We start from the raw sequence: 21,120 nt of genomic DNA, 5'->3' as shown, positions 1-21,120 counted from the left end.
TGTGCTTTATCCTCTTACGCGTACGTTTATCGCGTTAACCTTGGCAAGAGCAGGTTCCGGCTCGTTGTAGCCGTCCGGACCCTGTGTGTCCTCTTACCCTTATGTCGCATTAACCTGGGCAAGGCCCTGTCCGGCACGCAAGTCCGGACAGGGCGCTCAATCCTCTTACGCGTACAGCGGGTTAACCTTGTCGGCATCGATGCCGTACTTGGCGATGGCGTCGGCCACAACCTGCTTGTCTACTTCACCACGCTTGGCCAGTTCGGTCAGGGCGGCGACAACGACGTAGAACTCGTTCACTTCGAAGTGACGACGCAGGTTGGCACGGCTGTCGGAACGGCCATAACCATCGGTACCCAGTACACGGTAGTTCTCGGTCGGCACGAAGGCACGCACCTGCTCGGCGAAGGACTTCATGTAGTCGGTCGCGGCGATGGTGGCTTCGGAACCCAGTACGGAGGTGATGTAGGGCACACGGGCGGCCGCAGTCGGGTGCAGCATGTTCCAGCGATCGGCGTCCTGACCGTCACGAGCCAGCTCGTTGAAGGAGGTCACGCTGAACACGTCGGAACCCACGCCGTACTCGCTCGCCAGGATCTGGGCGGCGGTGCGGACGTGACCCAGGATGGAGCCACAACCCAGCAGCTGTACCTTGGCCTTGGTGCCGGCCACGGATTCCAGCTTGTAGATACCCTTGCGGATGCCTTCCTCGGCGCCTTCCGGCATGGCCGGCATGGCATAGTTTTCGTTGAGGGTGGTGATGTAGTAGAAGACGTTCTCCGGCTTCTCGCCGTACATGCGACGCAGGCCGTCCTGTACGATCACCGCCACTTCATAGGCGTAGGACGGGTCATAGGAGATGCAGTTCGGGATGGTGCCGGCCAGGATGTGGCTGTGACCATCTTCGTGCTGCAGACCTTCACCGTTGAGGGTGGTACGACCGGAGGTCGCGCCCAGCAGGAAGCCACGGGCTTGCTGGTCACCGGCTGCCCACGCCATGTCGCCGATCCGCTGGAAGCCGAACATGGAGTAGTAGATGTAGAACGGGATCATCGGGCAGTCGTTGGTGCTGTAAGAGGTCGCAGCAGCCAGCCAGGAGGACATGGCGCCCAGCTCGTTGATGCCGTCTTGCAGAACCTGACCCTGCTTGTCTTCCTTGTAGTAGGAGACGATGTCACGGTCTTGCGGGGTGTACTGCTGACCGTGCGGGCTGTAGATGCCGATCTGGCGGAACAGGCCTTCCATACCGAAGGTACGGGCTTCGTCGGCCAGGATCGGCACGATGCGCTTGCCGATGGACTTGTCTTTCAGCAGCACGTTCAGGGAACGCACGAACGCCATGGTGGTGGAGATCTCGCGCGCCTGCTCGCCCAGCAGCGGGCCGAAGGCATCCAGCGCCGGGATTTCCAGCTTGGTGGTGCTCTCGCGCAGACGGGTCGGTACATAGCCCTTCAGCGCGGCACGGCGGGCGTGCAGGTACTTGTGCTCTTCGGTACCCTCTTCGATCTTCAGGTACGGCAGGTTTTCCAGCTGCTCGTCGGTGACCGGCAGGCTGAAACGATCGCGCAGGTGACGCACTGAGCCCAGATCCATCTTCTTGACCTGGTGAGCGATGTTCTTGCCTTCGGCCGCTTCGCCCATGCCATAACCCTTGATGGTCTTGGCCAGGATGACGGTCGGCTTGCCCTTGGTCGCTGCAGCCTTGGAGAAGGCGGCGAACAGTTTGCGAGGATCGTGACCACCGCGGTTCAGGGCGAAGATCTCCTCGTCGGTCATGTCTTTGACCAGGGCGGCGGTTTCCGGGTAACGGTTGAAGAACTGCTCACGGACGTAGGCGCCGTCGCGGGACTTCATGGTCTGGTAGTCGCCATCCACGGTTTCGTTCATCAGCTGGATCAGCTTGCCGGAAGTGTCTTTCTTCAGCAGCTCATCCCACTTGCGACCCCAGATGACCTTGGTGACATCCCAGCCGGCGCCTGCAAACAGGCCTTCCAGCTCGTTGATGACCTTGCCGTTGCCGACAACAGGACCGTCCAGACGCTGCAGGTTGCAGTTGACCACGAACACCAGGTTGTCGAGCTTTTCACGCACGGCAACGGTCAGGGCGCCCTTGGCTTCCGGCTCGTCCATCTCGCCGTCACCCAGGAAGGCGTAAACGGTCTGCTCGGAGCAATCCTTGATGCCACGGTCGGTCAGGTACTTCAGGAAGCGAGCCTGATAGATGGCGGCGATGGGGCCCAGACCCATGGAAACGGTCGGGAACTGCCAGAAGTCCGGCATCAGTTTCGGGTGCGGGTAGGAAGGAATGCCCTTGCCATCCACTTCCTGACGGAAGTTGTCCAGCTGCTCTTCGGTCAGACGACCTTCGGCGAAGGCACGGGCGTAGATGCCCGGGGAGATGTGACCCTGGAAGTAGACCAGATCGCCACCGTCCTTCTCGCTGCGAGCGCGGAAGAAGTGGTTGTAGCAGACTTCATAGATGGTCGCGGAAGAGGCGAAGGAAGACATGTGACCGCCGAGGTCCAGGTCTTTCTTGGAGGCACGCAGCACTATCATCATGGCATTCCAGCGGATGATGGCGCGGATGCGACGTTCCATCTCCAGGTCGCCCGGGTAAGCCGGTTCGTCGCTGGCAGGAATGGTGTTGATGTAGTCGCGATTCGCCTTTTCAGCCACGTCCACACCGCTGATGCGGGCTTTCTCGGCCAGTTGTTCAAGGATGAACTGAGCGCGTTGCGGACCCTCTTCACGCAGCAGGGATTCCAGAGAGGCAAGCCACTCCAGCGTTTCTATCGGGTCCACATCGTTCTTCAGGATATCAGACATGGCTGGTTCCTATTGTTATTGCACGGCGGTTAAGATGCGCAAGAATTCGACAATAAAGCCTTGTGGGATTAGTTTTCCTGCTGACGGATCCGACGCATGGATCGCTGGATCCGGCTGTCTTCCCTCTGCATATCCAACAAGGTGTCCTCGATAAAGGCCAGGTGCTCATGACAAGCAGCCCTGGCCCGCTCCGGAGCCCCCGACAGGATAGCCTCGATCAGGCTCGCACGATGGCGACGGATCTTGGCTACCACTCCCGGACGGCGATTCAAAATCTCGTTATTTCGTAAAATGTTCTGTTCGAGCATGGGGCCCATGGCCCGCAGCAGGTGCAGCAGCACCACGTTGTGGGACGCCTCCGCCACCGCCAGATAGAACTGGGTGACGGCGGTCGACTCGACCACCAGCGACCCCTGCTGACCCGCCTCTTCGATGGCGGACTGCGCCAGGCGGATCCGCTCGAAGTCGGCCTCAGTCCCCCGCAGCGCGGCATAGTAGGCACAGATGCCTTCCAGCGCGTGACGAAACTCCAGCAGGTCATACTGGGCTTCCGGGTGGGTACTGAGCAGCTCGAACAGGGGATCGGCGATCCCCTTGCTCAAGGCATTCTGCACATAGGTGCCGCCGCCCTGACGGCGATACAAGAGTCCCCTCGCTTCCAAGCGCTGGATGGCTTCGCGCAGGGAAGGCCGCGACACCTGAAACTGGATGGCAAGTTCCCGCTCGGGGGGCAGCTTCTGCCCCGGCTGCAAGCTGCCTTCCAGAATCATGCTTTCCAGCTCGGCGACGATGGCGTCGGCCAGCTTGGGCTGAGTTATCTTGATATAGGGCATGAGGCTACTTTGTTAAATTGGTATTACCAATTCTATGATTGGGGCGAAAATTAGCAGAGGGCTTGGAAAAAGTCCACCCAAAATATGATCTGCATCAAGAACGAAGCTTGCCACTTTAGGGGTAAAAAAGCGGAATCATGATATGGCTCATAGAAAATGGTCTGACCAATATTTATGAGCCTGCTCACAGATAACATTTGGCCAACAGCATGAAAAATGGCTCACCCAAAAGGCAAGCCATTGATTTTAAAAATACAAACTAATGTTTGGATCTTTTACTCAAAGTTGAGCATTCCACGATAGCGAAGCCATTCGAAACTGGCACCAGGATCCGTCTTGCGACCCGGCGCTATGTCGCAATGGCCGACGATGCGTGATGCCGTCACCTCGGGGTACTGACCGGATATGGCCCGACTGAGGCCTGCCAGCACCTCATACTGTGCATCGCTGTACGGCAGCTCGTCGGTTCCTTCCAGCTCGATGCCGATGGCGAAGTCGTTGCACGCCTCCCGCCCCTCCCAGCTCGATACTCCCGCATGCCAGGCTCGCGCAGTGAACGGCACATACTGCACCAGTTCGCCATCGCGGCGGATCAGGCAGTGGGCGGAGACCCGCAGCTGATGAATACCGGCAAAGTAAGGGTGAGCGTCGGGATCCAGGCGACCGAGAAACAGATCGTCGATCCAGGGGCCACCAAATTCTCCCGGCGGCAGGCTGATGCCGTGTATCACCAGCAGGGAGATGTCGTCCGGGCCGTTCCGTTCATTGTGATGGGGCGAAGGCACCCTGCGGGCCTGTTCACACCAGCCTGCGCGATCGATGGAAAAAATGGTTGTCGGTTGTGTCATCGTCTACTCGACTCAACAATGGGGAGAGGGACACCATGGACCTTGCCTGCCACCGCAAGAAACCGGAAACAAGCCTCTGAATCCATAGGTAAAGCTGTGTTAGGCTGAGCCATCACTTGCAAGGCACTGGACCCCATATGCACCCGATGGCACGCCGTCTCTGGCTGCTGGCCTGGCTCTCACTGCTGGGTCTGCTCACCCTTTACTTCTACTCCAGCGCCAAACCCAGCGTGACCGCCAGCGGCGAGCTGCTGCTCAAGGCCGATGCCAGTGGTCACTATCGTCTGGAGGGTGCCATCAACGACCAGCCGGTGCAACTGCTGCTGGACACGGGAGCCACCCGGGTGACCATACCGAGCCAGGTGGCATCACGCCTCGGCCTCGTCGCCACCGGTCGCAGCCGGGTCAATACGGCGGCAGGCCAGATCCAGGTCGAGACAGGCCGGATCGAAAGCCTGGCGATGGGCCCACTGACCCTGTACGATTTGTCCGTCTTTATCAATCCGGCTGCCGACGGGGAGGAGATCCTGGTGGGCATGAATGCCCTGGGCCGGCTGGAATTACGTCAGAAAGACAGGCAGTTGCTTCTCAGACCCTTGCAGGAATAAGGCATGTTACAACAGGACATCAGCCGCGCCGTGCGCGCCGCACTACTCGAAGACTTGGGCGATGCCCTCACCGCACTGGATCAACCGGATGCCAGCGCCGATATCACAGCCCAGTTGATCCCGGCGGATCGCATCTCGACGGCGCGCGTCATCACCCGCGAGGCCGGCGTATTCTGCGGTCAGCCCTGGGTCGACGAGGTGTTTGCCCAGCTCGGCGGCGAGGTCAAGGTGGAGTGGAAGGTACAGGATGGCGAGCGCCTCTCTCCCAATCAGGAGCTGTTCCGCCTCCATGGCCCGGCCCGGGAGCTGCTGACCGGCGAGCGCAATGCCCTGAACTTCGTCCAGACCCTCTCCGGGGTCGCCACCCTGACCGCCCGTTACGTGGCCGAACTGGAAGGGACCGAGTGTCGCCTGCTCGATACCCGCAAGACCCTGCCCGGCCTGCGCAGTGCACAGAAGTATGCCGTCACCTGCGGCGGCGGCAAAAACCACCGTATCGGTCTGTTTGATGCCTACCTCATCAAGGAGAACCACATCCTCGCCTGCGGTGGCATCGCTGAAGCAATCACCGAGGCGCGCCGCCTCAACCCGGGCAAACCGGTGGAAGTGGAGGTGGAGTCCCTGGCCGAGCTGGAGCAGGCGCTGAGCGCCCGGGCCGACATAGTGATGCTGGACAACTTCGACGTGCCCATGATGAAAGAAGCCGTTGCGGTGAACCAGGGCCGCGCCAGGCTGGAGGTCTCCGGCAACGTCACTCTGGAGACGCTGGCCGACTATGCAGCCACCGGCGTCGACTTTATCTCGGTGGGCGCCCTGACCAAGCACGTACGGGCGCTGGACCTCTCGATGCGCTTCATCGAAAGCTGAGCGAGTAGAACGAGTCCACCTGGCCCCAAAATATTACGGGGCTCGAAACTTGCAAAAGGCGCCATCGGCGCCTTTTCTATATGCAGGATCCCACGACATAAGGAGTGTGAAGATGGGCCCTCCCCAACCTTGACAAGCGTCATTGGAGACCAATTAATCCTTGATTTTGCTATCATTTTCACTAAATGACAGAAAAGTGGTTAACAAGGGCCCTGCCTCTGTTGCCAACCCGAAGCGCTCGGATAAGATGCTGGAGTGTGGATAGATTTCCACCGGCACTTTTCAGGAACCATGGAAAAAAGGAAATTTGACATGAAAAAACAGTCAGGGTTTACGCTAATCGAATTGATGATAGTCGTTGCGATCGTCGCCATTCTGGCCGCCATCGCACTGCCGGCTTACCAGAATTACACCAAAAAAGCCAAGATGACGGAGGTTGCCGCTGCGACAGGTAATTACAAATCGGCCATTGAGGTGTGCGTACAAACTAAAGGGACAAGCTGCGTTCTTGCCAACATACAAAGTGGTGCTGTAACTCAAGGGAACATCACTACTACTGTGGCTGGTGGCGGGGCGAATGCATGGACAGTCACTTCTGCACCAACAGCAAGTGCAGCTGCTGGCACGTTAGCACCACTGGTTACTACCGACACGTTTATTTTAACAAGTTCCGTTCCTTCTAATGCAGCGCCAGTAACTTGGACCGGCTCCTGCGCAGCAGCTGCTGCAGACTATTGCCCTGCACAATAATGACTTCTAGCCTCAATAGCGGCCTGGCGACCAGCCTGGCCGCCTCTTCCCTCCTCAGTGAGCCGGACTCACAGCGCTATCTGAGCCAGGCCAGGGCGCAGCGCAAGCCCTTTGTCACCTTCCTGATTGAAAACGACATCCTCGACAGCAAGGCGTTGGCGGACTTCTGCGAGCTGGAATATGGGGTACCTCTGCTGGATCTTGCCGCCTTCGACCTGGCCGAGATCCCGCAGAAGTACCTCAATCAGAAGCTTATCGAGAAACACCATGTGCTGCCCATCTACACCCAGGGCCACACCCTCTATATCGCCATGTCGGACCCGACCAATGTGTCGGCCCTGGAGGATTTCGGCTTCAGCTTCGGCCTGCACACGGAAGCCTTGCTGGTTGAGGAGAGCAAGCTCACCGCCGCCCTCGGCAAGCTGATGGACACCGAGCAGGACACCCTGGGCATGGATCACATCGACGAGGCCGAGATCTCGGAGCTCGAGGTTTCCGATGAAGGTTCGCGCCTCGACGAGAGCGTCAATACCGCCGACGACGATGCCCCCATCGTCAAATACATCCATAAAATCATGATGGATGCCATCAAGCGTGGCGCATCCGATCTGCATTTCGAACCCTATGAGACCAAGTACAGGATCCGCTTCCGGATCGACGGCATACTGCACGAAATCGCCACCCCGCCGGTCAATCTGGCGAACCGTTTTGCGGCCCGTCTCAAGGTGATGGCGAGGCTCGATATAGCCGAGCGACGCCTGCCCCAGGATGGACGGATCAAGCTGAAGGTCTCCCGCAGCAGATCCATGGACATGCGGGTCAATACCCTGCCCACCATGTGGGGTGAGAAGATTGTCATCCGCTTGCTGGACTCGTCGGCCGCCCGCCTCAACCTCGATCAGCTCGGCTTCGACGACCGCCAGAAGGCGCAATACCTGCATGCCCTCTCCAAGCCACAGGGCATGATACTGGTAACCGGACCCACGGGGTCAGGCAAGACGGTGTCGCTCTACACCGGTCTCAACATCCTCAATACCAGCGAGGTCAACATCTCCACCGCCGAGGATCCGGTGGAGATCAACCTGCCCGGCGTCAACCAGGTGCAGATCAATCCCAAGGCGGGGCTCACCTTCGCCAGCGCCCTGCGCTCCTTCCTGCGCCAGGATCCCGACATCGTCATGGTGGGAGAGATACGGGATCTGGAAACCGCCGAGATTGCCATCAAGGCCGCCCAGACCGGTCACCTGGTGCTGTCGACCCTGCACACCAACTCGGCAGCCGAGACCCTGACCCGGATGATGAACATGGGAGTGCCCGCCTTCAACATCGCCTCCTCGGTGACCCTGATCATGGCCCAGCGTCTCGCCCGCAAGCTGTGCGATCACTGCAAGGCCCCTGAGGTGGTGCCCGACGCCGAATTGCAGGAGCTGGGCTTTACCCAGCAGCAGCTGGCTGCCGGACTGCGCCTGTTCAAGCCGGTCGGCTGCAAGGAGTGCTCGGGAGGATATAGGGGCCGGGTCGGCATCTATGAAATCATGCTGATGTCGGACAACATCGCCAAGCTGATCATGCAGGGAGCAAACTCGCTGCAAATCGCCGCCATCGCCCAGAAGGAGGGCATGCGCACGCTGCGCACCTCCGGCCTGGAGAAGGCCCGCCTGGGGGTCACCAGCCTGGCCGAGATCAACAGGATCACGACCAACTGATTATAGAAAGTGTTTCAGTCATCAAGCCGGGTGAAGCCATGCAGTCACCCTGATGATGTTCTTCAAGCCAAGATGAGCCGGACAGGCAACACCCTCATCCGGCCACCGTCGCCCAATTGCAGGATGCAGTGATGGCAACATTAGCTCAAAAACGAAACGCGCCAAAAAAGGTCTTCTCCTTCCGCTGGCACGGCGTCAATCGCAAGGGACAAAAGGTTTCCGGCGAGTTGCAGGCCGACAGCATCACGACCGTCAAGGCGGAGCTGCGCAAGCAGGGCGTCAATGTCACCAGGGTCAGCAAACAGGGCCAGGGGATGTTTTCCAAGGGCGGCGCCCGGATCAAGCCGATGGACATCGCCGTCATCTCCCGTCAGATCACCACCATGCTCTCCGCCGGCGTACCGCTGGTGCAGAGCCTGCAGATCATTGCCCGCGGCCATGAGAAGGCGGCGGTGCGCGAACTGATCGGCCAGATCGCCGCCGATGTGGAGACAGGCACCCCACTGTCAGATGCGCTGCGCCGCCACCCCCGCCACTTCGATGCCCTCTACTGTGACCTGGTGGAAGCGGGGGAGCAGTCAGGCGCGCTGGAAACCATCTACGACCGGATTGCCATCTATCGCGAGAAGAGCGAGGCGCTCAAATCCAAGATCAAGAAGGCCATGTTCTATCCCGCCATGGTCATCCTGGTCGCCATCATAGTGACCTCCATACTGCTGCTGTTCGTCATTCCCCAGTTCGAGGAGATCTTCAAGAGCTTCGGGGCCGAGCTGCCCGCCTTCACCCGATTCATCATTGCCATCTCCCGCTTCATGCAGGATTGGTGGTACGCCATCTTTGGCGGCATAGCCCTGACAGTGTTTCTCTATGTGCGCGCCTGGCGCAGCTCCCAGAAGGTACGTGACAACACCGACAAGTTCATCCTCTCCATTCCGGTCGTTGGCAACATACTGCACAAGGCGGCCATGGCCCGTTTCGCCCGCACCCTCTCCACCACCTTCTCCGCCGGTATCCCCCTGGTGGATGCCCTGGTCTCCGCTGCAGGGGCCTCGGGCAACTATGTCTATCGCACGGCTACCCTGGCCATTCGCAACGAGGTCGTGGCTGGCATGCAGATCAACGTCGCCATGCGCACCGTGGATCTCTTCCCCGACATGGTGATCCAGATGGTGATGATAGGTGAAGAGTCCGGCGCCATCGATGACATGCTCTCCAAGGTCGCCGCCATCTTCGAGCAGGAGGTGGACGACATGGTCGATGGCCTCACCAGCCTGCTCGAGCCCATCATCATGGTGGTGCTGGGGGTGCTGGTCGGTGGCATGGTCGTCGCCATGTACCTCCCCATCTTCAAGCTGGGCTCTGTGATACACTGAGCCCCTTCGGCAGAGTGACCAGCGGGCATGGCTCGTTCTGGTCCTCTGCCATCCTGATTCTCAACGCAAGCGGTTGATTTATGGTGCCTCTGATCGAACTGGCCCAGGGCCTGCCCTGGCTCTATCTCTCCCTGGTTTTTCTCTTTTCCCTGATGGTTGGCAGCTTTCTGAACGTGGTGATCCATCGCCTGCCCATCATGCTGGAGCGGGAGTGGCAGGCCGAATACAGTGACTACTTCGGCAGCGAAGTGGCCGCCTCCCCCGCCGAACCCTACAACCTGATGGTGCCACGCTCCCGCTGCCCGCACTGCGATCACCCCATAGGCGCGCTGGAGAACATCCCTCTGCTGAGCTGGCTCTGGCTCAAGGGTCGCTGCCGACAATGCAAGGCGTCCATCTCGGCTCGCTATCCCCTGGTCGAGCTGCTGACCGCCCTGTTGTCGGTCGCCGTCGCGGCGACCCTGACTCCCGGTTGGGGCACCCTGGCCGCGCTCTTGCTGACCTGGGTACTGGTGGCTCTCACCTTCATCGATCTGGACAAGATGCTGCTGCCGGACCAGCTCACCCTGCCGCTGCTGTGGGGCGGTCTGCTGTTCAATCTGGCGGGCGGCTTTGTGCCGCTGGCCGATGCGGTGATCGGTGCCATGGCGGGCTATCTGGTGCTCTGGAGCCTCTACTGGGCGTTCAAGCTGCTGACCGGCAAGGAGGGGATGGGCCATGGCGACTTCAAGCTGCTGGCTGCGCTCGGTGCCTGGCTGGGCTGGCAGGCACTGCCCATAGTGTTGCTGCTCTCGTCCCTGGTCGGCGCCATCATCGGCATAGGGCTCATACTGCTGCGCAACCATCATCAGGGCAAACCCATCCCCTTTGGCCCCTACCTCGCCATCGCGGGCTGGATAGCGCTGCTGTGGGGGGATAACATCACCCGCTGGTATCTGGACATCGTTCTCTAGCAAGGGGATCACAAATCTATGTATGTGGTAGCCATCACCGGCGGTATAGGCAGCGGCAAGACGACCGTCGCCAACCAGTTTGCGGCCCTGGGGATAGAGGTGGTCGATGCCGACCTGATTGCCCGCGACGTGGTGGCGCCCGGCACCCCGGCCCTGGCCGCCATCACCAACCACTTCGGCCCCGAGATGCTGACCGGGCAGGGCCTGCTGGACAGGCGAGCCCTGCGCGAGCGGATCTTCAGCGATCCGGCGGCCAAGTCCTGGCTCAACGCCCTGCTCCATCCGATCATCCGCAGCGAGATGCTGCGCCAGTGCGCGGCAGCCAGCTCTCCCTACTGCCTGCTGGTGGTGCCCTTGCTGGTGGAAAACCGGCTCACCGAGCTGGCAGATAGGGTGCTGGTCATCGACGTGGATGAGGCGACCCAGATCGAGCGAACCTGTCGCCGGGACGGGGTCAGCCGGGAGCAGGCTCAGGCCATACTGGCATCCCAGGCGAGCCGCAGCGAGCGTCTGGCAATGGCCGATGACGTACTGGACAACCAGAGTGGCACGACTGAGACCATACGGGAGCGAATTTTAGCGCTGCACGAGACATATCTGGCATTTGCCTCTCAACAAGCCCCCCAAGTGTGAGTACACTAGGCCGGTTTATGGCTGGCCAGGATTAGGCATGATTTACGATTTTCCCCTCAACGAAAAAAGCCGGACCTATCTTCGTCTGGAGTCCCTGTTTTCCCAGATCCGCGACAATCTGGAGAGTGACCAGTCCTGGGCACACATCGCCTTCTTCAAGGGGTTGTTCGATTTGCAGGAGTTGCTGGAGCGCGGTGATCTGCGCGCCGATCTGATCAAGGATCTGGAGCGTCTCGGCCAGCGTCTGAGCCATTGGGCCAGCCTGCCGGACGTTGACCTCGAGCAGATCCAGCGGATGCAGCAGGAGAGCGCCCAGCTTTCCCGCAACCTGCTCAACTCCCCTCGCCCCGGCGCCCGTCTGAAAGAGGATCGTCTTCTCGGCTCCATCCGCCAGCGCTTCTCCATTCCCGGTGGCCTGTGCGCCTTCGATGTGCCACAACTGCATCACTGGCTGGTGACGCCGGCGGTGGCTCGCCATCAACAGATGCAGCAATGGCTCAGCGACATCAATCTGCTGATGAACGCCATCTCCCTGCTGCTGCGGCTGTGGCGTGAGTCTGGCCACTTCAGCGATCAGGTTGCCACCAACGGCTTCTTCCAGGATACCGCCGAGGGGGCCGAGCTGATCCGTATCCGTCTGACCGGATCCCAGCCCTGCTACCCGACCCTGAGCGGCCACAAGAACCGCTTCGCCCTGCGTTTTCTGCCCACCGCAGAACAGCCGATTGGCGATGTGCCTTTCCAGCTCGCCTGCTGCTAAGGAGGCATACAGATGGTCACCAAGGTCAAGTGCCCGACTTGTCAGAGCGAAGTGGAATGGGGGCCCCAGAGCCCGTTTCGTCCCTTCTGCAGCAAGCGCTGCCAGCTGATCGATCTCGGCGAATGGGCCGATGAAGAGAAGCGGATCCCGGGGGAGATCAATCCGGATCTGCTGCCGGATCCGGAAGAGGGCGACCAGTGGCTATAGGCCCTGGCGGTTTCGCCTCTGCAAAATGAAAAAGGGCCGATTGGCCCTTTTTCATTGTCTCTTGCCATCGGCTCACGCCAACGCGGCCTGCAGCCGCGTCACTATGGGACCATTGGCATCGGGGAAGTGGTAGTTGTGCAGCTCGGCCAGCGGCACCCAGCGGCACTCCTGCCCTTCCTTGCCAAAGGGTTCGCCCAGGAAGCGGGTCACCTTCCAGATATCCAGCAGCACCTGCTTGTCCGGGTAGTCGTGGTGTAGCTCCATAAAGGGGGCGCAATCCTGCACCCGGATGCCTATCTCCTCCCACAGCTCCCTGTCGAGCGCGGTGAGCAGGTCTTCCCCCGACTCCACCTTGCCCCCGGGAAACTCCCAGCGATCCCCCTGATGGCGATCGGAGGAGCGCTTGGCGATGAAGATATCGCCCCGTTCATTCTCGATGACGCCAACCGCCACCCAGATCCGCTTTTTCTGTTCCATCTTGCTACCTTTGCACTCTCTGCCTGATCGGGTCGCTCTATGACCCCAACCCCCGGTTGGGTGAGCTGCCGATGATGCCTGACATCCGATTTTGCGTCGCCATGCGACAAAAACAAGGCGGGCACCGGGCCCGCCTTGTCATGGCATTAGGTCACTCAGGTCAACTGACCGTGACAATGCTTGTACTTCTTGCCGGATCCGCAGGGGCAGGGATCGTTGCGACCGACCTTCTGCTCGTCGCGCACGAAGGTCACCGGCGCCTCGTCGGCCTGGGTCTCTTCGTCGGCCAGCTGGTTCTCGGCGGCGGCATGGGTATAGGTGCGGGGAGCCGCTTCCGCCTGCTGGCGCTGCTGTTCTTCCATCGCCTCCACGTCGCGCTCCTGGACCTGTACCCGGCTCAGGATGCTGACCACGTCGCGCTTGAGGGTTTCCAGCATCTGGGTGAAGAGATCGAAGGACTCGCGCTTGTACTCCTGCTTGGGGTTCTTCTGGGCGTAGCCGCGCAGATGGATGCCCTGGCGCAGGTGATCCATGGCCGCCAGATGCTCCTTCCACAGGCCATCCAGGGTCTGCAGCATCACCGCCTTCTCGAAGTTGCGCAATACGTCCTTGCCGACCAGCTCCTCCTTGTGGGCGTAGAGCTTGGTGGCTTCTTCCAGGATGCGCTCGCGCAGCTTCTCTTCATACAGCTTGTCGTCTTCCGCCAGCCACTGCTGCAGCGGCAGGTCCAGCGCGAAATCGGACTTCAGGCGTGCTTCCAGACCCGGCACGTCCCACATCTCTTCCAGGGACTGGGGCGGAATGTACTCGTCGATCACGCTGCCATAGACGTCGTCACGGATGACGTGGATGGTGTCGGAGATGTCGTTGGTGTCCAGCAGCTCGTTGCGCTGCTCGTAGACCACCTTGCGCTGGTCGTTCGCCACGTCATCGAATTCGAGCAGGTTTTTACGGATGTCGAAGTTGCGACCCTCCACCTTGCGCTGGGCGTTCTCGATGGCCTTGGTCACCCAGGGATGCTCGATGGCCTCGCCCTCTTCCATCCCCAGCTTCTTCATCATGCCGGTCACGCGATCGGAGGCGAAGATCCGCATCAGGGTATCTTCCATGGAGAGGTAGAAGCGGGAGGAGCCCGGGTCACCCTGACGACCGGAACGGCCGCGCAACTGGTTGTCGATACGGCGGGATTCGTGACGCTCGGTGCCGATAATGTGCAGGCCACCCGCGGCCAGCACGGCGTCGTGACGCACCTGCCAGGCCGCTTTCAGCTCGGCAATCTGCTCGCTGGTCGGGTTCTCCAGCGCGGCGATCTCGGCCTGCCAGTTGCCCCCCAGCACTATGTCGGTACCACGACCGGCCATGTTGGTGGCTATGGTGACGGCGCCGGTCTGACCGGCCTGGGCGACGATTTCCGCTTCCATGGCGTGGAACTTGGCGTTCAGCACCTTGTGCGGGATGTTCTCCTTGGTCAGGATGCCGGACAGCAGTTCGGAGTTCTCGATAGAGACGGTACCGACCAGCACCGGCTGACCACGCTCGACGCAGCCGCGGATGTCTTCGACGATGGCGGCATACTTTTCCTGGGCGGTCAGATAGACCAGATCGCCCATGTCCTTGCGCACCATCGGCTTGTTGGTCGGGATGACGACTGTATCCAGGCCATAGATCTGCTGGAATTCAAAGGCTTCGGTATCCGCAGTCCCGGTCATCCCCGCCAGCTTGTCATACAGACGGAAGTAGTTCTGGAAGGTGATGGAGGCCAGGGTCTGGTTCTCGTTCTGGATCTTGACCCCTTCCTTCGCCTCGACCGCCTGATGCAGGCCGTCGGACCAGCGACGACCCGGCATGGTACGGCCGGTGTGCTCGTCGACGATGACGATCTCGTCCTTCTGGACTATGTAGTCGACGTTGCGTTCAAACAGGGTATGGGCACGCAGACCGGCGTTGACGTGGTGCAGCAGGCTGATGTTGGTGGCGGAGAACAGGGAGTCCTCTTCCGCCAGCAGCCCCTCTTTCTTGAGCAGCTCTTCCACGAAGATCTGGCCGTTTTCGGTCAGCAGCGCCTGGCGGTTCTTCTCGTCCACGGTGTAGTGGCCGTCGCCGGTATACTCTTCCGAGTCTTCCTTGTCCTGTTTGACCAGCAGCGGGATCAGCTTGTTGATCTGGGTATACATGGCGGAGCTGTCTTCCGCCGGACCCGAAATGATAAGCGGGGTACGGGCTTCATCGATGAGCACCGAATCCACCTCATCCACCAGCGCGTAGTTGAGCGGACGCTGCACGCGCTGCTCCGGCGAGAACGCCATGTTGTCGCGCAGGTAGTCGAAACCGAATTCGTTGTTGGTACCGTAAGTGATGTCGGCGGCGTAGGCGTCGCGCTTCTGGGACGCGTCCATGCCGGGCACGTTGCAGTCGACCGTCATGCCTAGGAAGGTGAACAGCGGACGGTTCGCCTCCGCATCACGCTTGGCCAGATAGTCGTTCACCGTCACCACGTGCACACCGCGACCGGTCAGCGCGTTCAGATAGGCAGGCAGAGTCGCGGTGAGGGTCTTGCCTTCACCCGTCTTCATCTCGGCGATGCGGTTGGAGTTCAGCACCATGCCGCCGATCAGCTGCACGTCGAAGTGACGCATGCCGAACACCCGGCGGGACGCCTCGCGCACCGTGGCGAACGCTTCCGGCAGCAGCTGCTCCAGGGTCTCACCCTGCTCCAGGCGCTGACGGTACTCGGCGGTCTTCGCCTGCAGCTCGCCATCGGACAAGGCCTCGAACTGAGGTTCCATCGCATTGATCTGTTTAACAATTTTGCGCAAAGCCTTGAGCGTTCTGTCGTTCCGGCTGCCGATAATCTTGGTGAGCAGTGTGCTAATCATGTGTACCAACTGTTTTGGTTATATAAGCGTTCCGTCACTGGAACCTGAAGAAAAAACCTAACCCCGTCTGGCATTCAGAAAGCGCGCGGGGTTGACCTGACGACCATCTTTCAACACTTCGTAATGCAGATGGACCCCGGTCGCACGACCGGTACGCCCCATCAAGGCAATCTTCTGGCCCTCATCGACCAGGGTGCCCACATCCACCAACAACTTGGAGTTGTGGGCATAACGGGTCACCAGACCATTGCCATGGTCTATCTCCACCATGTTGCCAAATTCCGGGTGGCGGCCTGCCCAGCTGATGATCCCCTTGCCTGTCGCCAGGATGGGAGTGCCGGGCTTGCCACGAAAATCCACACCCTTGTGCATCTTGGCGCGACCGTTGAACGGGTCTACCCGTCCACCAAACCCGGAGGAGATCCAGACTCGCTCCTGCTTCACCGGTGAACCCGAGATGAAACCGGCATCGGTGATATGGTGATTCATGATGAAAGATTCAAGTACCGACAGCTGTTCTTCACGGCTGCTGAGCTGCTGGCTGAGGTGTTTCATGGAGGCTTGCAGCTCGCCCAGGCTCACTTCCAGCTCTTCGTCATAGGAAGGGCCACCCATGGGGGGCAGCTCCTTGAAATTGAATTCGTCGGGATCGAGGTCTGCCTTCTCGGTCAGACGCTCGCCGAGCGCATTGAGGCGGCCGAGCTGCCCCTGCATGGTGCCCACCTGGGCGGCCAGCATGGCAAGCTGTTCACGGGCTTCATCGGCCCCTTGCGTGGATTTTTGCTGTTCGGCCATGGCCAGCGCGACTTCCAGCGCCTCCATTTTCTGGTGCCAGCTCTGCCAGAGCCAACCACCACTCAGTGCCAATACAGTGAAGAGGATACCGCCGACCCATGCCAGACGTTGTTTGGGTAAGTGCAACTTGCGGCGCTGCTTACCGTTGAGGATCAGGGTAATGCTCATAGAAATCTGTCTTCTCGGTCAGGTGAGGCCAGGAGCCAGCACGGGCAATAAAACCGGGAGATAATCGGTATTAAAGGATGGAATAAACAAATGACAGGACGTCGGTGCGGAGAGATGACCGACGTCCTGTTGCACAGCTATCAGGCCAGAACCAGACCGTTATCGTAGTAAGCGATGGGCGCTTTGTCGCCCTCCGCCTCGAAGGTCACCAGTTCCCAGGCCTCCTGCTTGGCCAGCAAGGCACGCAGCAGTTTGTTGTTCAGGGCATGGCCCGTCTTGTAGGCACGGAATTCACCTATGATGCTGCGGTTGCACATATAGAGGTCACCAATGGCATCCAGCATCTTGTGCTTGACGAACTCGTCCTCGTAACGCAGACCATCTTCGTTCAGCACCCGATAGTCATCCAGTACCACGGCGTTTTCCAGGCTTCCGCCCAGGGCCAGGTTCTGGGAACGCAGGTACTCGATGTCGCGCATGAAGCCGAAGGTACGGGCACGGCTGATCTCTTTCACGAAAGAGGCACCGGAGAAGTCCAGCACGCAACGCTGGTTGCGGCCTTCAAATACCGGATGCTGGAAATCGATCTCGAGATCCATCTTGAAGCCGTTGCGATAGGGGTGGAATTCCGCCCACTTGTCGCCGTCTTCAACCCGCACGCTCTGCTTGATCCGCACGAACTGCTTGGGCGCATTCTGCTCACGTATACCCACTTCTTGCAGCAGGTAGATGAACGGGTGCGCACTGCCATCCATCACCGGGATCTCGGGGGCGTCGACCTCGACATAGAGGTTGTCGATCCCCATCCCGGCCAGGGCGGCAGAGAGGTGTTCGATGGTTGACACGCGGACACCGGCTTCGTTTACCAGAGCGGTACAAAGCACGGTATCACGCACCTGATCGGCGTTGGCTGGCAGCGCGACCACAGGATTCAGATCGGTACGCAAGTAAACGATCCCTGTGTTAACAGGCGCCGGACGGAACGTCATTGTGACTTTCCGGCCCGAATGCAGGCCCACACCGGTGGCCTGGACACTCGTTTTCAAGGTTCTTTGTCTAATCATGGGCGTATCCGCTTAACAGCTCAAATTCCTGACCAGATGGTCGTTGCCGGGCCATCTTAGCACAATCCTTAAGCAACAAACAAACCAGGGCCATACGAGGCTTAGTCAGCTTGCTTGCGCAGGAACGCAGGAATATCGAGATAATCCGGTTCGCGACGAGCCTGCGGCTCGGCGTTCACCACCTTGGCCGGGGCCTCTTCCATCACGCGAGACTGCAGGGCTTCGCTGATCAGGGGCTGACGGGCCGGGCGCTCTTGTACCATATTATTTTTTACGAGCGTGATGTCGGGCTTGCGCTCGGCACCGATACCGGTGGCCACCACGGTCACACGCAGTTCGTCGTGCATTTCCGGGTCGATTACGGTACCCACCACCACGGTGGCGTTCTCGGAGGCGAAGGCCTTGACCGCGTTACCCACGGTTTCGAACTCTTCGATGGTCATGTCCATGCCGGCGGTGATGTTGACCAGGATGCCACGGGCTCCGGCCAGATCCACGTCTTCCAGCAGCGGGCTGGAGATGGCCTTCTCGGCCGCTTCTTCGGCACGGTCATCACCGGAGGCGGAACCGGTACCCATCATGGCGGTACCCATTTCGCGCATAACGGTACGCACGTCCGCGAAGTCGACGTTGATCAGGCCCGGACGGGTGATCAGCTCGGCAATGCCCTGTACCGCACCCAGCAGTACATCGTTGGCCGCCTTGAAGGCGTCCAGCAGGGAGATGCCACGACCCAGCACCTTCAGCAACTTGTCGTTGGGGATGGTGATCAGGGAGTCGACGTTCTTGGACAGCTCCTCGATACCGTGGGCGGCGAAGCCCATCCGCTTCTTCCCTTCGAAGGAGAACGGCTTGGTCACGACGGCGACGGTCAGGATACCCATCTCGCGGGCCACTTCGGCCACGATAGGTGCGGCCCCCGTACCTGTACCACCACCCATGCCGGCGGCGATGAACACCATGTCTGAACCGGTCAGCAGCTCGCGCAGCGCTTCCCTGTCTTCCATGGCGGCATCACGGCCCACTTCCGGATTGGCTCCGGCCCCCAGACCCTTGGTGATGCCACCGCCGATCTGCAGAGTCGTGTTGGCACTGGAGTTGCGCAGTGCCTGGGCGTCGGTGTTGACGGTAATGAACTCAACACCCTCGATGTTTTGACGAACCATGTGTTCGACTGCGTTGCCGCCGCCGCCACCCACACCTATCACCTTGATGACGGCTTCGTCAGTGTGGCTATCCATAAATTCAAACATGTTGTCTCTCCGCTTTATTTGCCTGACTCAGCAAAATCTTTAGAACTCGCCACGCAACCAGTTGCTGACCCGTTTGACCAGCCCACCTACGCTTGCCTTGGCGGCATATTCCTTGCTACTGCCGGTGGATTGATTGGTACGGCCGTACTGCAGCAGCCCGACCGCGGTCGAGTACACAGGTGCCTGCACGTAATCGCTCAATCCCCGAATGTTCATGGGTTCGCCCACCCGGACCTGGCTCTGGAAGATCTGCTCTGCGCACTCCACAATGCCTTCGATCTGGGCCGCGCCACCGGTCAATACCACACCGGCCGCCAGCTGATGCTTGACCCCCTGTGCCTTCAATTCGCTCTGCACCCGTACCAGCTCGTCATTCACCATGGAGAGCAATTCCGTGTAACGGGGTTCAATCACTTCAGCCAGTGTCTGCCGTTGCAGGCTGCGCGCCGGGCGACCGCCGACACTGGGGACTTCAATATTGTCTTCCTTGCTGACCAGGCGGCCGAGGGCGCAACCGTAGCGCACCTTGATCGCTTCGGCGTCCAGCGGCGGGGTGCCGAAGGCGTAGGCGATGTCGCTGGTCACTGTGCTGCCGGCGTAGGGGATCACCTTGGTGTGGCGCAGGGCACCGCCGGTAAACAGCGACATGTCCATGGTACCGCCACCTATGTCCACCACGCAGACACCCAGCTCCTTCTCGTCTTCGGTCAGCACGGCATAGCTGGAAGCCAGGGCCGAAAAGATCAGCTGATCCACCCGCAGACCGACCTTCTCCACACATTTCTCGATGTTGCGAGCCATGTCGTTGTGGCAGGTGATCAGGTGCACCTTGGCCGCCATCCGCACACCGGAGAGACCGACCGGATTCTTGATTCCTTCCTGATAGTCGATGGCAAACTCCTGGGGCAGCACGTGCAGCACCCGCAGTTCGTCCGACAGTCGCACCGACTTGGCGGTGTGGATGACGTTGTCCACGTCCTCCTGGGTCACCTCTTCATCGGAGATGGGCACCATGCCGGTCTCGTTGCGGCAATCGATGTGCTTGCCGGACAGCCCCAGATAGACGGAGCTTATCTGGCAGTCAGCCATCATCTCGGCCTCTTCCACCGCGCGGCGCAGGGACTTGACCACGGAGTCGAGGTCATTGACCCCGCCCTTCTCCATCCCGCGAGAAGCGTGGCTGCCCATGCCGATGACATTGAGTTCGCCATCGGGCAATACTTCGCCAACCAGTACCGCCACCTTGGTCGTGCCGATATCCAGTCCGACAATCAAATTTCTATCTGCGGTGTTGGTCATTCACTTTCTCTTCGCTTTTCTTCCAGCCAACTGCCATCCCGGTGTCGTATCGAAGATCCACGTAAGCGACCCGCTCACGGGGTTCGATGACCGGAAAGGCATCGATAAACCGCTGCAGGCGAAGCGCGATATCCGAGCGCCCCACGAACAGCTGAATGTTGCCATCCAGGGTCAGTTCCCAGGCATGGCGGGGGGTCAGATTCACCCCCAACAACTTGTATCCCTTGGCCGCCAGCAGCGTCTCGTACTGATGGCTGGCTTCCAGCACCTTGGCGGCCTGATCATCGGGCCCGGACAACTGCATCAGGGGTTTCTTCACCCTGTCCGGCGCACTGAACACCTCACCCTTGGTGTTGACGAAGCGGTTGCCGTTCCAGCGTGCCGCCACCGCCTGCTCGGTGAGGTAGACCTTGATCTTGTTCGGCCACTTCTTGCGTACCGAGACCTGGGCCACCCAGGGCAGGGCGTTCAACCGCCCCTGCAATTCGTTCACGTCCAGCTCGAAGAAGTTGCGCAACTCGGCGCCATCCAGCACGGCGGCGCGCAACTCATCGGCTTTCAAATATTCGTGTTGCCCCTGCAGCAACAGCTCGCTCATGGGCAACCGACTGGCATCTGTCAGCCAGTCTTTAACATCCAGCGCAGTCTGGTAGAGCCCCCACATGACCAGGATGAAAAATGCCACCCCGGCGATGAAGCCCCCCTTGGTGCGCCCTTGTGCCCTTGCCTCCACCCGATCTATCCCCGTATAACGCGCCATGCCGGCCACTTGCAGACCGGTTCGCCATTATATAGGCCTCGGCTTGGCGGTCAAAATACTCATT

19 protein-coding genes are annotated in these 21,120 nt (G+C 60.0%); 9 read left to right on the top strand and 10 right to left on the bottom strand.

What is annotated here, in order from left to right; all coding sequences use genetic code 11:
* Window positions 1–165: 165 nt before the first annotated feature.
* The 3 genes from aceE to ampD form a co-directional block, all read right to left on the bottom strand.
* Window positions 166–2,826, bottom strand: coding sequence for a pyruvate dehydrogenase (acetyl-transferring), homodimeric type (aceE, locus tag HB860_RS00605; RefSeq protein ID WP_139439018.1), 2,661 nt, complete (start codon window positions 2,824–2,826; stop codon window positions 166–168).
* Between the two features lie 68 nt (window positions 2,827–2,894).
* Complete coding sequence (gene pdhR / locus HB860_RS00600) at window positions 2,895–3,659, bottom strand: pyruvate dehydrogenase complex transcriptional repressor PdhR (RefSeq protein WP_005329211.1); 765 nt, start codon at window positions 3,657–3,659, stop codon at window positions 2,895–2,897.
* Window positions 3,660–3,934: 275 nt separating this feature from the next.
* Window positions 3,935–4,507 carry a 1,6-anhydro-N-acetylmuramyl-L-alanine amidase AmpD gene (gene ampD, locus HB860_RS00595; protein ID WP_247625419.1) on the bottom strand — a complete coding sequence of 191 codons (573 nt, stop codon included), beginning with the start codon at window positions 4,505–4,507 and terminating at the stop codon, window positions 3,935–3,937.
* Window positions 4,508–4,644: 137 nt separating this feature from the next.
* On the opposite strand from ampD, the gene HB860_RS00590 reads away from it, so the two are divergent.
* The 9 genes from HB860_RS00590 to yacG all read left to right on the top strand — a co-directional run bounded on the left by HB860_RS00590 (window position 4,645) and on the right by yacG (window position 12,364).
* Window positions 4,645–5,115, top strand: coding sequence for a retropepsin-like aspartic protease family protein (locus HB860_RS00590; protein WP_139439015.1), 471 nt, complete (start codon window positions 4,645–4,647; stop codon window positions 5,113–5,115).
* Window positions 5,116–5,118: 3 nt separating this feature from the next.
* Window positions 5,119–5,982: a carboxylating nicotinate-nucleotide diphosphorylase gene (gene nadC / locus HB860_RS00585; RefSeq protein ID WP_247625418.1), complete on the top strand. Its 864-nt coding sequence runs from the start codon at window positions 5,119–5,121 to the stop codon at window positions 5,980–5,982.
* A 312-nt stretch (window positions 5,983–6,294) separates the two neighbouring features.
* Window positions 6,295–6,732: a pilin gene (locus tag HB860_RS00580; protein WP_247625417.1), complete on the top strand. Its 438-nt coding sequence runs from the start codon at window positions 6,295–6,297 to the stop codon at window positions 6,730–6,732.
* Complete coding sequence (gene tapB, locus HB860_RS00575; RefSeq protein ID WP_247625416.1) at window positions 6,732–8,438, top strand: type IV-A pilus assembly ATPase PilB; 1,707 nt, start codon at window positions 6,732–6,734, stop codon at window positions 8,436–8,438. Before HB860_RS00580 ends, tapB begins: the two co-directional genes overlap by 1 nt.
* A 131-nt stretch (window positions 8,439–8,569) precedes the next feature.
* Window positions 8,570–9,811, top strand: coding sequence for a type II secretion system F family protein (locus HB860_RS00570; protein ID WP_247625415.1), 1,242 nt, complete (start codon window positions 8,570–8,572; stop codon window positions 9,809–9,811).
* A gap of 80 nt (window positions 9,812–9,891) precedes the next feature.
* On the top strand, window positions 9,892–10,764 hold the full coding sequence (locus HB860_RS00565; protein WP_247625414.1) for a prepilin peptidase: 873 nt from the start codon (window positions 9,892–9,894) through the stop codon (window positions 10,762–10,764).
* Between the two features lie 18 nt (window positions 10,765–10,782).
* Window positions 10,783–11,397: a dephospho-CoA kinase gene (coaE, locus tag HB860_RS00560; protein ID WP_247625413.1), complete on the top strand. Its 615-nt coding sequence runs from the start codon at window positions 10,783–10,785 to the stop codon at window positions 11,395–11,397.
* Between the two features lie 37 nt (window positions 11,398–11,434).
* Window positions 11,435–12,157 carry a cell division protein ZapD gene (gene zapD / locus HB860_RS00555; protein ID WP_247625412.1) on the top strand — a complete coding sequence of 241 codons (723 nt, stop codon included), beginning with the start codon at window positions 11,435–11,437 and terminating at the stop codon, window positions 12,155–12,157.
* A 12-nt stretch (window positions 12,158–12,169) separates the two neighbouring features.
* Window positions 12,170–12,364, top strand: a complete 195-nt coding sequence (yacG, locus tag HB860_RS00550) for a DNA gyrase inhibitor YacG (RefSeq protein WP_042053535.1) — start codon at window positions 12,170–12,172, stop codon at window positions 12,362–12,364.
* Window positions 12,365–12,436: 72 nt separating this feature from the next.
* Here yacG and mutT read toward each other — a convergent pair whose 3' ends face one another.
* From mutT to HB860_RS00515, 7 genes are all read right to left on the bottom strand, one after another.
* Window positions 12,437–12,841, bottom strand: a complete 405-nt coding sequence (mutT, locus tag HB860_RS00545; protein WP_247625411.1) for an 8-oxo-dGTP diphosphatase MutT — start codon at window positions 12,839–12,841, stop codon at window positions 12,437–12,439.
* Between the two features lie 155 nt (window positions 12,842–12,996).
* Window positions 12,997–15,717: a preprotein translocase subunit SecA gene (gene secA, locus HB860_RS00540; RefSeq protein ID WP_247625410.1), complete on the bottom strand. Its 2,721-nt coding sequence runs from the start codon at window positions 15,715–15,717 to the stop codon at window positions 12,997–12,999.
* A 57-nt stretch (window positions 15,718–15,774) separates the two neighbouring features.
* Window positions 15,775–16,680 carry a M23 family metallopeptidase gene (locus HB860_RS00535; RefSeq protein ID WP_042649032.1) on the bottom strand — a complete coding sequence of 302 codons (906 nt, stop codon included), beginning with the start codon at window positions 16,678–16,680 and terminating at the stop codon, window positions 15,775–15,777.
* A 140-nt stretch (window positions 16,681–16,820) separates the two neighbouring features.
* Window positions 16,821–17,744: a UDP-3-O-acyl-N-acetylglucosamine deacetylase gene (lpxC, locus tag HB860_RS00530; protein WP_042649033.1), complete on the bottom strand. Its 924-nt coding sequence runs from the start codon at window positions 17,742–17,744 to the stop codon at window positions 16,821–16,823.
* Between the two features lie 101 nt (window positions 17,745–17,845).
* Entirely contained in the window at window positions 17,846–18,997 is a 1,152-nt protein-coding gene (gene ftsZ, locus HB860_RS00525; RefSeq protein WP_005305686.1) for a cell division protein FtsZ, read from the bottom strand.
* 39 nt (window positions 18,998–19,036) lie between these two features.
* On the bottom strand, window positions 19,037–20,296 hold the full coding sequence (ftsA, locus tag HB860_RS00520; RefSeq protein ID WP_025328454.1) for a cell division protein FtsA: 1,260 nt from the start codon (window positions 20,294–20,296) through the stop codon (window positions 19,037–19,039).
* Window positions 20,277–21,029: a cell division protein FtsQ/DivIB gene (locus tag HB860_RS00515; protein ID WP_025328455.1), complete on the bottom strand. Its 753-nt coding sequence runs from the start codon at window positions 21,027–21,029 to the stop codon at window positions 20,277–20,279. The genes ftsA and HB860_RS00515 overlap by 20 nt, the downstream gene beginning before the upstream one ends.
* Window positions 21,030–21,120 lie beyond the last annotated feature (91 nt).

Source organism: Aeromonas genomosp. paramedia (assembly GCF_023093515.1).
Taxonomy (GTDB): domain Bacteria; phylum Pseudomonadota; class Gammaproteobacteria; order Enterobacterales; family Aeromonadaceae; genus Aeromonas.
This window is presented reverse-complemented; position numbering and strand designations above follow the sequence as displayed.

Excerpts from the sequence above, each read along its gene's own strand:
- lpxC (WP_042649033.1), bottom strand. The coding sequence starts at position 17,744 with ATGATTAGACAAAGAACCTTGAAAACGAGTGTCCAGGCCACCGGTGTG.
- HB860_RS00570 (WP_247625415.1), top strand. The coding sequence starts at position 8,570 with ATGGCAACATTAGCTCAAAAACGAAACGCGCCAAAAAAGGTCTTCTCC.
- yacG (WP_042053535.1), top strand. The coding sequence starts at position 12,170 with ATGGTCACCAAGGTCAAGTGCCCGACTTGTCAGAGCGAAGTGGAATGG.
- ftsZ (WP_005305686.1), bottom strand. The coding sequence starts at position 18,997 with ATGTTTGAATTTATGGATAGCCACACTGACGAAGCCGTCATCAAGGTG.
- pdhR (WP_005329211.1), bottom strand. The coding sequence starts at position 3,659 with ATGCCCTATATCAAGATAACTCAGCCCAAGCTGGCCGACGCCATCGTC.
- HB860_RS00565 (WP_247625414.1), top strand. The coding sequence starts at position 9,892 with ATGGTGCCTCTGATCGAACTGGCCCAGGGCCTGCCCTGGCTCTATCTC.
- ftsA (WP_025328454.1), bottom strand. The coding sequence starts at position 20,296 with ATGACCAACACCGCAGATAGAAATTTGATTGTCGGACTGGATATCGGC.
- aceE (WP_139439018.1), bottom strand. The coding sequence starts at position 2,826 with ATGTCTGATATCCTGAAGAACGATGTGGACCCGATAGAAACGCTGGAG.
- zapD (WP_247625412.1), top strand. The coding sequence starts at position 11,435 with ATGATTTACGATTTTCCCCTCAACGAAAAAAGCCGGACCTATCTTCGT.
- secA (WP_247625410.1), bottom strand. The coding sequence starts at position 15,717 with ATGATTAGCACACTGCTCACCAAGATTATCGGCAGCCGGAACGACAGA.
- mutT (WP_247625411.1), bottom strand. The coding sequence starts at position 12,841 with ATGGAACAGAAAAAGCGGATCTGGGTGGCGGTTGGCGTCATCGAGAAT.
- tapB (WP_247625416.1), top strand. The coding sequence starts at position 6,732 with ATGACTTCTAGCCTCAATAGCGGCCTGGCGACCAGCCTGGCCGCCTCT.
- HB860_RS00535 (WP_042649032.1), bottom strand. The coding sequence starts at position 16,680 with ATGAGCATTACCCTGATCCTCAACGGTAAGCAGCGCCGCAAGTTGCAC.
- HB860_RS00580 (WP_247625417.1), top strand. The coding sequence starts at position 6,295 with ATGAAAAAACAGTCAGGGTTTACGCTAATCGAATTGATGATAGTCGTT.
- HB860_RS00590 (WP_139439015.1), top strand. The coding sequence starts at position 4,645 with ATGCACCCGATGGCACGCCGTCTCTGGCTGCTGGCCTGGCTCTCACTG.
- coaE (WP_247625413.1), top strand. The coding sequence starts at position 10,783 with ATGTATGTGGTAGCCATCACCGGCGGTATAGGCAGCGGCAAGACGACC.
- nadC (WP_247625418.1), top strand. The coding sequence starts at position 5,119 with ATGTTACAACAGGACATCAGCCGCGCCGTGCGCGCCGCACTACTCGAA.
- ampD (WP_247625419.1), bottom strand. The coding sequence starts at position 4,507 with ATGACACAACCGACAACCATTTTTTCCATCGATCGCGCAGGCTGGTGT.